11 protein-coding genes, 1 tRNA gene and 2 pseudogenes are annotated in these 13,273 nt (G+C 39.5%); 10 read left to right on the forward strand and 4 right to left on the reverse strand.

Going from position 1 to position 13,273, the window contains the following annotated elements:
* Positions 1–643: 643 nt before the first annotated feature.
* Positions 644–719, reverse strand: a tRNA-Arg gene (locus ACE01T_RS11785).
* Positions 720–898: 179 nt separating this feature from the next.
* On the opposite strand from ACE01T_RS11785, the gene ACE01T_RS11790 reads away from it, so the two are divergent.
* The 7 genes and pseudogenes from ACE01T_RS11790 to ACE01T_RS11820 all read left to right on the forward strand — a co-directional run bounded on the left by ACE01T_RS11790 (position 899) and on the right by ACE01T_RS11820 (position 7,532).
* Positions 899–1,834 (forward strand): ABC transporter ATP-binding protein, encoded by a 936-nt coding sequence (locus tag ACE01T_RS11790; protein WP_395519324.1) that lies wholly within the window; start codon positions 899–901, stop codon positions 1,832–1,834.
* On the forward strand, positions 1,831–2,604 hold the full coding sequence (locus ACE01T_RS11795) for an ABC transporter permease (protein WP_086195004.1): 774 nt from the start codon (positions 1,831–1,833) through the stop codon (positions 2,602–2,604). The genes ACE01T_RS11790 and ACE01T_RS11795 overlap by 4 nt, the downstream gene beginning before the upstream one ends.
* Complete coding sequence (gene queF, locus ACE01T_RS11800; RefSeq protein WP_395519325.1) at positions 2,604–3,419, forward strand: NADPH-dependent 7-cyano-7-deazaguanine reductase QueF; 816 nt, start codon at positions 2,604–2,606, stop codon at positions 3,417–3,419. The genes ACE01T_RS11795 and queF overlap by 1 nt, the downstream gene beginning before the upstream one ends.
* Positions 3,420–3,445: 26 nt before the next feature.
* A complete protein-coding gene (locus tag ACE01T_RS11805; protein ID WP_395519326.1) occupies positions 3,446–4,096 on the forward strand; it encodes a hypothetical protein in 651 nt (216 codons plus the stop codon).
* A 925-nt stretch (positions 4,097–5,021) separates the two neighbouring features.
* Complete coding sequence (mltB, locus tag ACE01T_RS11810; RefSeq protein ID WP_395519327.1) at positions 5,022–6,023, forward strand: lytic murein transglycosylase B; 1,002 nt, start codon at positions 5,022–5,024, stop codon at positions 6,021–6,023.
* Positions 6,024–6,308: 285 nt separating this feature from the next.
* On the forward strand, positions 6,309–6,917 hold the full coding sequence (locus ACE01T_RS11815; protein ID WP_200224315.1) for a septal ring lytic transglycosylase RlpA family protein: 609 nt from the start codon (positions 6,309–6,311) through the stop codon (positions 6,915–6,917).
* A 247-nt stretch (positions 6,918–7,164) separates the two neighbouring features.
* A pseudogene (locus ACE01T_RS11820) lies at positions 7,165–7,532 on the forward strand (Mpo1-like protein).
* Between the two features lie 213 nt (positions 7,533–7,745).
* Here ACE01T_RS11820 and ACE01T_RS11825 read toward each other — a convergent pair.
* From ACE01T_RS11825 to rpsB, 3 genes and pseudogenes are all read right to left on the reverse strand, one after another.
* Positions 7,746–8,156 (reverse strand): annotated as a pseudogene (locus ACE01T_RS11825) (DUF3465 domain-containing protein); the annotation flags it as partial.
* Positions 8,157–8,252: 96 nt separating this feature from the next.
* Entirely contained in the window at positions 8,253–9,128 is an 876-nt protein-coding gene (gene tsf / locus ACE01T_RS11830) for a translation elongation factor Ts (RefSeq protein ID WP_086194999.1), read from the reverse strand.
* 140 nt (positions 9,129–9,268) lie between these two features.
* Positions 9,269–10,021 (reverse strand): 30S ribosomal protein S2, encoded by a 753-nt coding sequence (rpsB, locus tag ACE01T_RS11835; protein WP_086175302.1) that lies wholly within the window; start codon positions 10,019–10,021, stop codon positions 9,269–9,271.
* Positions 10,022–10,228: 207 nt separating this feature from the next.
* Between rpsB and map the strand changes: the two genes are divergently transcribed.
* The 3 genes from map to ACE01T_RS11850 all read left to right on the forward strand — a co-directional run bounded on the left by map (position 10,229) and on the right by ACE01T_RS11850 (position 13,173).
* A complete protein-coding gene (gene map / locus ACE01T_RS11840; protein ID WP_180044554.1) occupies positions 10,229–11,056 on the forward strand; it encodes a type I methionyl aminopeptidase in 828 nt (275 codons plus the stop codon).
* A 162-nt stretch (positions 11,057–11,218) separates the two neighbouring features.
* A complete protein-coding gene (locus ACE01T_RS11845) occupies positions 11,219–11,638 on the forward strand; it encodes a hypothetical protein (RefSeq protein WP_180081151.1) in 420 nt (139 codons plus the stop codon).
* Positions 11,639–11,946: 308 nt separating this feature from the next.
* A complete protein-coding gene (locus ACE01T_RS11850) occupies positions 11,947–13,173 on the forward strand; it encodes a pyridoxal phosphate-dependent aminotransferase (protein WP_166170148.1) in 1,227 nt (408 codons plus the stop codon).
* Positions 13,174–13,273: the final 100 nt, after the last annotated feature.

Raw genomic sequence — 13,273 nt, forward strand, 5'->3', positions numbered from 1 at the left:
TCACAAGTTGAACCGCTCTATCTCTGATTTCAGGGGTATATTTTACTTTTTTCATCGGGGCATTCTCTCAGGAAAGTTGGTCTCCGACAAACCCGGTACGGTTCACTACTGGAGTTCCCATAATATAGTAAAAGATTTTTTCTTTAAGAATTCTGGAATTTTAAATTTCATAAAATTATATCGGTACCGGCTGAAATCATGATTTTACAATTTCCCGATCCGACTTCCCTACTCTATATCTAACTCATCAATGACCTAATCCCGCGGCTCACCCTTCTTCACATGGATAACGCTCTCTTCATGTTTCTGTACCATAATTCAAAAAGAGCATCGTTGGCCAAAGCATCTATCTGATTTATCTTCTTACATCCACTCATAATGATTCCACCAGAGTTCGAATCCTGTTTAGGATTCGCCCCCCGTCTCTTAAGTATTTGACCAATACAAAGTACTCAATGAGATAAGGATATAAGTAGGTGAGTTAAAGTATTTTTATATAAATACAATGCAATTAGATAGATATGAATATAAAAGAATAAAAATTTAGTGAGTTATAAAATATTCAATTACAAACAAGTGAAAATAATTATGAATACACAAAATGAAAAATTAATTTATAAATTATAATAGTTTAACATATAAATGGTGCGCTCAGCGGGACTCGAACCCACGCCACAGGCTTCGGAGACCTGTACTCTATCCAGTTGAGCTATGAGCGCGCGATGCACATCATAACAAAAAAAACCGTAAGGTAAAGCAACTATATATAAGTCATCAATTTTTGTGCTTATACTTTGAGCAATGTTCTATTATTGCAACAGACAATTCCTGCTTATTTACTTGGTTTATTCAGCAAGATCACTCACAATACTCATACTATTCACCAGGTGAGAATTTCATGACTGATGCATTGACCTTGAGGGACGTATCCAAAACCTATCGTAACGGTTTTCAAGCACTAAAAGGAATCAACCTAACGGTACCTGAAGGTGAGTTTTATGCCCTCCTTGGTCCAAATGGTGCAGGTAAATCAACCACCATCAGCATCATTAGCTCACTGACCAAAAAAACCTCCGGTACAGTGAAAATTTTTGGCCATAATCTGGATACCCACCCTTCAGAAGCCAAACAATGCCTAGGTGTCGTACCGCAAGAATTCAACTTTGGTCAGTTTGAAAAAACCTTTGATATTTTGGTGACTCAAGCCGGCTATTACGGTATTCCTAAAAAAATTGCAGAAAGGCGAGCTGAAGAATATTTAGAAAAATTAGGCTTATGGGAAAAACGTGGCATACAGGCACGCATGCTCTCTGGCGGAATGAAACGCCGTTTGATGATCGCCCGTGCCATGATGCATCAACCTCGGCTGCTCATTTTAGATGAACCGACTGCCGGTGTAGATATTGAATTACGCCGTTCAATGTGGGATTTTCTCACCGAAATGAACGAAAAAGGTACATCAATTATTCTGACTACGCATTATCTAGAAGAAGCTGAAATGCTATGCCGTCGCATTGCCATTATCGACCGTGGTGTGATTAAGGAAGATACTAGCATGAAATCTTTCTTAAACCAGCTGAGTGAAGAATCCTTTATTTTTGACCTGGTCGAACCGATTCAACCGCTGCATCTTGAAATTATCGGCGTTCGTTTTAATTTAATTGATCCAGTGACCTTAGAAGTAACCATGGACAAGGCACATACCTTGAATGAACTGTTCCAACTGCTGGAAGCACAAGGCATTCAAGTACGCAGTATGCGTAACAAGTCGAACCGTCTGGAAGAAATCTTTGTAAAAATGGTGGAAAAAAATCTTGAAGGAGCCGCGCAATGAACTTCAATCAACTCAGTGTTGCGCTCTATACCCTGGTACATAAAGAAGTGCGTCGCTTCATGCGCATCTGGCCACAAACCTTATTGCCACCTGCCATCACCATGAGCTTATATTTCGTGATTTTTGGCAATTTGGTCGGTTCACGGATTGGCACAATGGGTGGCTTTAGCTACATGCAGTTTATTGTACCCGGCTTGATTATGATGGCGGTGATCACTAACAGTTATGCCAATGTCTCCTCCAGTTTCTTTAGTGCCAAATTCCAGAAAAGCATTGAAGAACTAATTATGAGTCCTGTACCTTTACACATGATTCTTTGGGGTTATGTAATTGGTGGTGTTTGCCGTGGTGCCTTGGTTGGTATCATTGTCACAGCCATGAGCCTGTTCTTTACTGACCTCTATATCACCAACTGGTTCGTCACTATATATACCGTGCTGATTACGTCATTTTTATTTTCACTCGGCGGTTTTATTAATGCTGTTTATGCAAAATCATTTGATGATATTTCTATTATCCCGACTTTTGTACTGACTCCACTGACTTATTTAGGTGGTGTATTCTATGCTATTAGTGCTTTAAGTCCATTTTGGCAAAATCTCTCTTTAATTAACCCGATCGTATATATGGTCAATGCCTTCCGTTTCGGCATTTTAGGTCATAGTGATGTCAATGTGTCCATTTCATTGACTGTTATTACCTTATGTTGTGCCGTACTTTACGGTATAGCTTACTATTTACTTTCTCGTGGTTCAGGAATGCGTGAATAATGAGTGTAGAACATTCTCTATTAGGTAAAGACACCAATTATCCAACAGAATATCAACCCGATATTCTGTTTCCAATTTCACGTGCCACTGCACGTGAAAAATACGCCCATGTTGAAGGTATTCAGCAAGGTCAAGACTGGTGGCACGTTTTTGAAATTTCCTGGCTCAATGCTGCAGGCATTCCTCAAGTCGCGATTGGCCGTATAACTCTACCGGCATCTTCACCTAACCTGATCGAATCGAAATCGCTCAAGCTCTACTTTAATAGTATGAACTTTACCCAATTTGATTCAAAAGAAGTATTTATTGCAACGGTCGAAAAAGATTTATCTGCTGCGGCAGGTGCACCGGTCACGCTGACTTTATTTCAGGTAGATGATCTGGATATTTCCAAACCTGAAGGAATCTGTATTGATGATTTAAGCCCTGAACGCCTGGAAAACCATCCAGATGCGAGTTTATTAAAATTAGACACAGAAAATAGTGAAGCAGTTGAAGTGCAACTTTATTCACATTTACTCCGCAGTAACTGTCCAGTCACCGGCCAGCCAGACTGGGGCACAGTTTTTATACGTTATAAGGGCAAAAAACCTTGTTATCGCAGCATTTTAGCTTATATTATTTCTTACCGTCAGCATAACGGTTTCCACGAACAATGCGTGGAACAGATGTTTGCCGACATCTGGCAAAACCTTGCGCCGGAAAAACTGATGGTATATGCAACTTATACACGTCGTGGTGGATTAGACATCAACCCTTGCCGTGTATCCGATGTGACATGGATGCCTCGCCCCATTCGTTTGGCGCGACAATAAAATGAAGAATATTGAGGTTGTTTAACATGCCATTTTTTGGTTTTATTCCTTCTGCAGAATTATTAACAAGTATTCAAACAGGCCAGGAAAAGAAAAATTCCAGCGAACCGCTATACCCTTTACGCGACAAGACTGCATTGCTGATCAATGATGAAATCATTGATGCTATTTTGACCGAGCTTGTACGTCGTTTCCCAGCCAGTGATAAACGTGATACTGCTGAAAAACTGGCCGGTTATGTCAAATCAACCGTTGCAGTTTTATTGAAACAGTTGTTGAGCAAGTCCTCCAATGATGTAGTAAAACAGTCAATTGAGTTTTCACAAAAAAGCCTGTTTAAAGATGCAGCTGGCAATTTCCGTGTAGGTGAACCATTAGATGCCAGTCTGGTGACCAATCTTAAAAATAGTTATGCGGAAATTAAAGCAGGCAATGAGGTAAATAAAGCAGCCTTAACTGAACTTTATAAGCAGTTTGCTGAAGCGACCGTACGTCATTTCATGAATGACTTTAATAAAACCCTAGATTTGGGCATGATCAAGCGTAAAGCTGCCGATCTGGGTTCTGCTGCAGTGATTAAAGCCGTACATATTGCTGTGGAAAAAATCATTCCGCATCTAACTAAAGGTGAGTTATTGGTACTGGCTGAATATCACGATACCTTATTTCATGCTTGAGCACATTTAACATGATCTAAAACCTGGCAATCGCCAGGTTTTTTATTGCAAAATTTTATTCCCAAACCATAAGTGCAGCACTACTGTCTTTGTGGATATTTGTCTTGATCAAATTTATAGATGTACTGGGTATTATATAAATTTCAAAAAAGACTTTATGATCTCTGCCTCAATCATTTATACAAATAATTTCAATATAAAGTGTTGAGCAAAATCAAACCCTGATTAATTCACTTTTTATACTATTTTAGGGCTTAAACTTTTATCTCTTTCACGTTTTTTTATAGCAACACAATCATCAAGAAAAATTTCAATTTATGAACTTGTAAGATGGTTGTATAGCAAGCAGATTTTCGCATGCTTGAATAAGAGATAAAAAAGCAGGAATTCTTCTAAATTTTGTTTTCAAATAGACTTTTTTAGCGATCTGATTCAAAGAAGCCATAACAGAACATATTTTTACCTGACCGGTAAATATTAGATGATTTATTACAATTAAGCATCCATCCAACCAGATACAATGTTCTGATGTTTTTTCAGACAAACACCTCCTGATAATGCAAAATCACGACTAAATTTCATATTCTGGGCTTATATAAAACGTATCATTGCAAACAATATAAAGAACCGGGCTGGATCAGCTTAAGCAGACTGAACTTTAATTTGCAGTTCTTCTGCTGAGTATACACAGTACAGTTCAAAGAACTGGCATCAAATACATGGATTTATGCAACAAATAACGTTCTTTGTCTTTTTTTGTATATGGACTTGTAGATAGAGCCCTGGTCAATGCTATCTTAACCACTTGAAAAATTCCGTTATCTTTCATGAAATGGATTTTTGGTCACTATATTTGTAATACCGTCTTTTAGCGTCGTGATGTCAATTTACACACACTGATTATGTTTTTGGAACTTTGAGTAATATGTTAAGTATCAACTTTTATAACAGCATTAAACGTCTTCCTTTACTTCTCGGTGCACTTTCCATCACCAGTTTCTGTCAAGCTAACGATTTTTATAATCACCCCGCATATAACAGCTTTAAACAAAAGACCATGCAAACTTATAGCTTGAGTGCAGAACAGGTCGATTGGGCCATGAATGGCTCAAAAAACCTGCCTAATATCATCAATATCATGAACCGCCCTGGTGAAAGTAAACCCTGGTATGAATATAAAACCAATTTTATGGCGGAAAGCACCATTCAGCGTGGGGTACGTTTCAAAACTCAATATGCCGACACTTTAAACCGCGCTGAACAGCAGTTTGGTGTACCGCAATCGATCATTTTAGGGATTTTAGGGGTAGAAACCGGTTTTGGTGCCAATAAGGGTAATTTCATTACCCGTGATGCCCTGGCAACCTTAGGCTTCGGCTATGAGCGACGTGCCCAGTATTTCCAGGATGAGCTCGCGGCACTGATTGCATGGACCTATAAAGATGGAGTACCTGCCAGCTCAGTCGTTGGCTCTTATGCTGGAGCGATTGGTTATCCTCAATTCATGCCGAGCAACATTAGCAAAATGGGCGTGGACTATGATGGCAATCGACATATTGACTTAAGAAATTCTGCCGTAGATGCTATTGGTTCTATTGCCAACTACTTGGCACAACATGGATGGCAACGCAATCAACCCATCGGCTTTGCTGCCCGCTATACAGGGAATAATCCAGACTCAATTATTGCAAAAGATTTGGAACAGCCAACACCATATGGCGCTTTAAAAAATCAAGGCATCACCCCGATCAATCCGATTGTACAAATTGATGATCTGGATATGGTAAATATTATTCAACTTCAAGATAGTTATGGCCCGATTTATTATATTACCTATCCAAATTTTCAGGTCATTACGACCTACAACAAGAGTCGCATGTATGCTACAGCGGTATGGCAATTAGGTAACGAAATCGTCAGTCGTTAAGACTGATTTTTACCAAACAACACCAAAGTCAAGATTTATTTTTACTAAATTGTTCGTAAAATGGGCATTTTAAATATATTGTTACAATATTGATTAAATTTTAATCTAAAAATGATGCTTTTCTGTACTTTTTGTAATTATTTTAATTAAAAAGTAGACAGCTTTAGCTTGGCATGAATATTATCCATCTCGTCAAATGTAGTTGCAAAAGAGAATTAACAGACTTGATCGCTTTTATTTCAATCGCTTAATTGAGATAAAAGAGCAGTCTTTAGGAGTTTAATAATGCATTCCTCGATAAAGTATATTTTAGCCTTAACCACCACCTTTGCCCTGAGTCAGTCTCAAGCAGAATTGGTGCAGTCATCATTTAATACCGATAGTGACAACTCCCGCTTGGCCACGCGTGTATTAAATAAAGATGCTCAAAATTTTAATTCTCACTTTTCAAATTTAAATAGTCTTTCAATCGCTGAACGTTCTGGTGATAAAATTCGTCGCCAAACGATTGCAGCAAAAATTGAAATCCCTACAGACGAGCCTTCAGTGATTGAAAAGCTAAATACTGTTGCATCGAATACAGTACGTAAATTTAGCCAAACTGGTGCAGCTTCTTGGTACGGTCGTCAGTTCCATGGCCGTAAAACTGCAAGTGGTGAAACTTTCGATATGAATGGTTTAACTGCAGCTCACCGTAGCCTGCCATTGAACTGCTATATTCGCGTAACCAATAAAAACAATGGTAAGAGCGTAGTGGTAAAAGTGAACGACCGTGGTCCATTCCATGGTAACCGTGTTCTAGACTTATCTTATGGTGCTGCAAAACAACTTGGTATTACTAATGCAGGTAGTGCAAAAGTAAACATCGAACGTGTGGATGGTCCAAATTCATAAGAGCTTGCCAGACTCCTGATACATTTGACACAAAAGCCACTTCTTGTGGCTTTTTTAATGCCTGACCAAAAGTACCCATCTCCTCAATCTTGTTCACAACACCCCAACATCACCCATCCTTTACAAACAAATATTACTAAGCCGCTCATGTGAGGACTGCTGTCTGGTTTATATTTTATCTTTACAAGAATAAAGCATGGATTGATGGATGTTCATCAACAAAAAGCCGGAGTAAACGAGGAAAGCTATAACAGAATGGTTGAATGAATATAGAGAAAACCATCAGAACAAAATTAACAAAGTCCTTCACTGAGCTTATGTGCTCGCTATTTTATTTTCGATCATTGCTCTTGCTCATTTCAGTGCGTTAATCACCGCCTTAATTTTGATCTTAAGCTTGGTCTTTTTACACGAATAAACTTAGTCCTTGCTGTCGCAATGGCTGCTCTCATTCTAATCATGGCGTGGCTGATTTTTATTTTGCCTATAGGAACAGGATTTTATATTGAGCTTTTCATTTTAGCCTGAATCGGGCAATTTTATAGCCATAAAGTCGAGAGAAAAAAGTCTTCCTTGTTTAAATATCTCCAATTCCTCCTGATTGGCCGTATATGATGCATGAATGCCTACATAATCGAACTACCACCAAAATTTTAAACCCGCCAAAAATCGCAAAACAACGCAATTTAAAAGCACTTATCGTTTTAGCCTTCTAAAGGACCTTTATTGATAGGTTCTCCCTTTTTATTTCAACCATCCTTCCGCATATCATTATTGTGGAGCGTGAGTAATCCAGTAAATTAACCCACCTTTTTCAGAGTACTCCTATTCTTCATAGAACCCGACCGTATCTCCCTTTTGCAATCCATCAATGCGGGGATTTAAATCAATATTATGAGCCACTAACACGGTTAGGCCATTCTGCAATTGTAGAATAAACTTTTGCTGACGTGAGCCGTTGTTATCATCCCCTAAAACCACTTTGACTGTTCCGCTTGACTGGAGCTGTATATTGTTTTTTTGTGTTTGAAAGACCTGTTGAATTTTTGCATCATCATTTGGAATTTGAAAATTTGATGCTTTCGAATCTAGAGAGGCTTTCTGAAATTGTGATTTCGATAAAATTTCAGTATGTGCTTTTGAATTGCGGAGCAATTGATTTAAAGGATTTTGCCGTTGTTGTAAATCAATACCAAAATAGACAGCAACTAAAACAAGAATAATGGCATCGATGCCCATCTAGGCTTTGTTCACCATCTTTATTGCTCTCTCATAATTCTAAACTCTGCATAAAAAAAGCCCCAAACGGGGCTTTTTTTTGCAAATAATCAGAGATTATTTTGCAGCAGCTTGAGCAGCAGCAACTTCTTCAGCGAAAGAAAGTTCAGCTTTTTTCTCAATACCTTCACCCACTTCAAAGCGAACGAATTGAGCAACTGTAGTAGCAGTTGATTTAAGAACATCAGCAACTTTCTTGTCGTTGTCGATTACGTACATTTGACGCTCAAGAACAACTTCGTTCAAGTATTTTTCAACTGAACCAGTTACCATTTTTTCAACGATGTTTGCAGGTTTACCTGATTCCAATGCTTTCGCTTCAGCAATTTCTTTTTCTTTAGCGATAAGATCAGCAGATACGCCTTCCGCAGTTACAGCAACTGGGTTGAACGCAGCAACGTGCATCGCAATACCTTTACCAGTAGCAGCATCACCGTTGTAAGATACAACAACACCAATTTTTAAACCGTGTTTGTAAACTGCAAGGTTTTCGCCTTCAACAATTTTCGCACGACGTACTTGGATGTTTTCACCGATTTTTTGAACAAGAGCAATACGCGCTTCTTCAACAGTTGAACCATCTTCAAGTTTCAATTCAGCAATTTTAGCAGCATCAGTTTCATTTGCAGCAAGCGCAGCAGCAGCAACTTTAGTCGAGAAACCAGCAAAGTTTTCGTCTTTAGCAACGAAGTCAGTTTGGCAGTTTACTTCTACAAGAATAGCTTTATTGCCTTCTTGAACGATAGTGATTGCACCATCAGCAGCAATGTTGCCAGCTTTTTTAGCTGCTTTTGCTTGACCAGATTTACGAAGGTTATCAATCGCTAATTCGATGTCACCGTTCGCTTCTGTTAATGCTTTTTTACATTCCATCATTGCTAAACCAGTACGGTCACGCAATTCTTTTACCATGCTCGCAGTAACTGCAGTCATGTTATTCTCCTAAATACGGTAGAAAAATGAATCTGTTCAACAAAAACGGCCCAAAGTGTTCTCTGGACCGTTTCGCTTTCTTGACGCTTAATTTGCCACGGTTACATGTCGCAAAAATGACAATTCTGCGTCAAAACGCATTAAGCCTCTGGAGCTTCTTTAGCAGCTTCTTCGCCTTTAGCTTGAGCATTTGCTTGTGATTGAGCGTACTCTTTACCAGCAAGGATAGCATCAGCCATAGCAGAAGCGTAAAGTGTAACCGCACGGATCGCATCGTCGTTACCAGGAATAACGTAATCTACGTTGTCTGGGTTAGAGTTTGTATCAACGATACCGATTACAGGAATACCCAAGTTTTTAGCTTCTTTAATCGCGATTGATTCGTGGTCAACGTCAATTACGAATAATGCGTCAGGTAAACCACCCATGTTTTTAACGCCGCCTAAAGCACGTTCAAGTTTTTCCATTTCACGAGTACGTTCTAAAGCTTCACGTTTAGTAAGTTTAGCAAAAGTACCGTCAGTAGATTGAGTTTGAAGATCTTTTAAACGGTTGATAGATTGGCGAAGTGTTTTCCAGTTCGTCAACATACCACCTAACCAGCGGTGGTCTACGTATGGTTGACCAGCGCGTTGAGCTTGTTCACGAATGATGTTAGAAGCAGCACGTTTAGTACCAACAAACAATACTTTGTTCTTTTTGCTTGCAAGATTGTTAACAAAGTTCAAAGCATCATTTAACGCAGGAACAGTGTGCTCAAGGTTGATGATGTGAATTTTGTTACGCGCACCAAAGATGTATTCGCGCATCTTTGGGTTCCAGAAACGAGTTTGGTGACCGAAGTGAGCGCCTGCTTGAAGAAGGTCGCGCATGCTTACGTTGTAATCTGCCATTTTCTTTACCTTAAAGTTTGGGTTAGGCCTCCATATATCCGCATTCTCCACTCTTGCGAGCACCCAGAGAAATGTGTCGATATATGTGCGGATTTTATTGCCCCATCGCACAAAGCCCGTGAAATTTATTCACGAAAAAGCATTTGATAAAATGGGCGGCTATTTATACCATAGTCACACACAAATTTCCAAAAGTTTTTAAAGATCATGAACAGTACTTACGAAGCTCCTCGTCGACTCATTAAAACCCCTGAAGAAATTGAAAAAATGCGTGTGGCGGGTCGACTGGCGGCAGAAGTTTTGGATATGATCAAACCGCATATCAAACCGGGTGTCTCTACACTCGAACTGGATACCATCTGCCACGATTATATCGTCAATAAACAGGATGCCATTCCTGCCTGTCTTGGTTATGGTGCAGCACCCGGCCGCCCGGCATTCCAGCATGTCATTTGTACTTCCGTCAACCACGTAGTGTGTCACGGCATTCCATCTGCAAGCAAAATCCTGAAAAAAGGCGATATTCTGAATATTGATGTCACTGTCATTAAAGACGGCTATCACGGCGACACCAATATGATGTATATCGTCGGCAGTGAAACTTCAATTCTTGCCGATCGTTTATGCAAAGTGGCTCAAGAAGCCATGTACCTCGGTATTGCGACGGTAAAACCAGGTTCTACCATTGGTGATATTGGCAATGCCATCCAGAAATATGTTGAATCAGAACGCTTTGGCGTCGTACGTGAATATTGTGGTCATGGTATTGGCACCGTATTCCACGACGAACCGCAAGTTTTGCATTATGGTCAACCCAATACCGGTATGGTGCTTGAAGAAGGCATGACCTTTACCATTGAACCGATGGTAAACGCTGGCGACTGGAAAACCAAAATCTTAGGTGACAAATGGACGGTGGTGACCAAAGATCATAGCTTGTCCGCACAATATGAACACACCCTTTTAGTGACAAAAACCGGTGTTGAAGTATTGACTGCCCGTCCTGAAGAAGACCTGTCCCGCTTTAATCAATAAGTTCATTTCAAATTAATTTAAATGGCTACTGTTTTTGTAGCCATTTTTATTTAAAGTGGTCTTTATTTGAACGTTTTGCTAAAAATCTGTACCACACTCAATTGATTTTCACTTTATTTTCCACATACTGCAGCACAGTTCAATTTAACACAGGGATTTTTCATGTCCGATTTTAGCAATGTCACCATAACCCAAAATGATGATGACACCGTTTCACTACTGATTGATCACAAGCCTATCTCTGAACGTTACGGCATGAAATTTAGTGCCAGCATTGTGGATGAACTCAAAGCTTTGGCTGATGGTCAAAATATGAAACTGTTTGATCAGTTTGTATTTTCACATACCGATTTAAACTTTGAGCATAGCTATCGGTATGTGACTTGCATTCTAAAAGAAGAAACAGGTTATAAAGTGACGCGTAATTTCGTTTATACCATTACTGCTCAAGGTCAGCAGCCGATTGAACATGTCATTACCAAACAGGGGCAACCAATGACCACTGCTGATGTACATGAGTTCATTAATACCCATCTGCAAAAATCCTTAAATGATTATACCGATCTGAATTATGCTTATTGATGTTTAGTTTTTGTGACAACTTGCTAACACTCCACACACTACAATTAAATAGTACACCATCTAATTGTAGTGTTCTTTTTCACTTAGTCATTCACATTTAATTATCACTTTTACCGCCATTTTTTAGTCATTCTCAGGCCTTTTATTCAGACTAAATATTTAATGATTAATTGTTAATGCTCAGCTGATTCAACCGGATTAAATACTTTTTTCCAATATTGCTATATTCGACCTCCCCTTTTTGGCGCAATTTAAGCTAAGATAGTGTGCTTTTTTATTTTTTAATCCCTATAAGAAGGAATACTGCCGTGGACGTACGTCTCTCTGATCGTGTAAATGCCATCAAACCGTCCCCTACACTTGCTGTTACCAACAAAGCTGCCGAACTTAAAGCTGCTGGTAAAAACGTAATTGGTTTGGGTGCAGGTGAACCAGATTTTGACACCCCACAACACATCAAAGATGCAGCAATTGCAGCTATTAACAACGGTTTCACCAAATACACCGCTGTTGACGGTACTCCAGGTCTTAAAAAAGCAATTATTGCGAAATTAAAACGTGATAATAATCTTGACTATGCAGCAAACCAGATTCTGGTTTCTTGCGGTGGTAAACAGTCATTCTTTAACTTGGCACTTGCTTTGTTAAATAAAGGTGATGAAGTGATCATCCCTGCGCCATACTGGGTAAGCTATCCAGACATGGTACTCATTGCTGAAGGCGTGCCTGTTGTAGTGAAATGTGGTGAAGAACAACGTTTCAAAATCACACCTGCTCAATTAGAAGCTGCTATCACTGACAAAACCCGTTTAGTGGTATTGAACAGCCCATCTAACCCGACTGGTATGATCTACACTAAAGCTGAACTTGAAGCTTTGGCTGAAGTACTTCGCAAATACCCAGAAGTTCTCGTGGCTTCTGATGACATGTACGAACCAATCCGTTGGGACGACGAATTCTACAACATCGCCACAGTTGCTCCAGACCTTTACGACCGCGTAATTGTACTGAACGGTGTATCTAAAGCTTATGCAATGACTGGCTGGCGTATTGGCTATGCAGCGGGCCCTGCTAAACTGATTGGTGCGATGAAAAAAATCCAGTCTCAATCCACTTCTAACCCGACTTCCATTTCACAAGTTGCTGCTGAAGCTGCATTGAACGGTCCTCAAGACGTTCTTGAGCCAATGGTTGAAGCTTTCAAACGCCGTCATGACTTAGTTGTAAAAGGCTTGAATGACATCAACGGTATTACTTGCCTTCCAGCTGATGGTGCATTCTATGCCTATGCCAACATTCGTCCATTAATTCGTGCGAAAGGTTTAAAATCTTGCACAGAATTCTCTGCATGGTTATTGGAAGAAACTGGTGTTGCCGTTGTTCCTGGTGATGCATTCGGTCTGGGCGGTTACATGCGTATTTCTTATGCGACTGCTGACGAAGTACTGGTAGATGCGCTTGCACGTATCAAGAAAGCTGCTGATTCAATCGAAGGTGTTGACGCTGCGATTGCTTCAATTGCTGCTGAAAAATAATCTGCTTTTTCTAAAGTAAGATTTAAAAAAAAACCCGCGAATTTCGTGGGTTTTTTTCTATTTCAGGATTTATCTTTTTAAACTTAAAAAATATCCAGAT

Source organism: Acinetobacter uliginosus (assembly GCF_044130295.1).
Lineage (GTDB): Bacteria > Pseudomonadota > Gammaproteobacteria > Pseudomonadales > Moraxellaceae > Acinetobacter.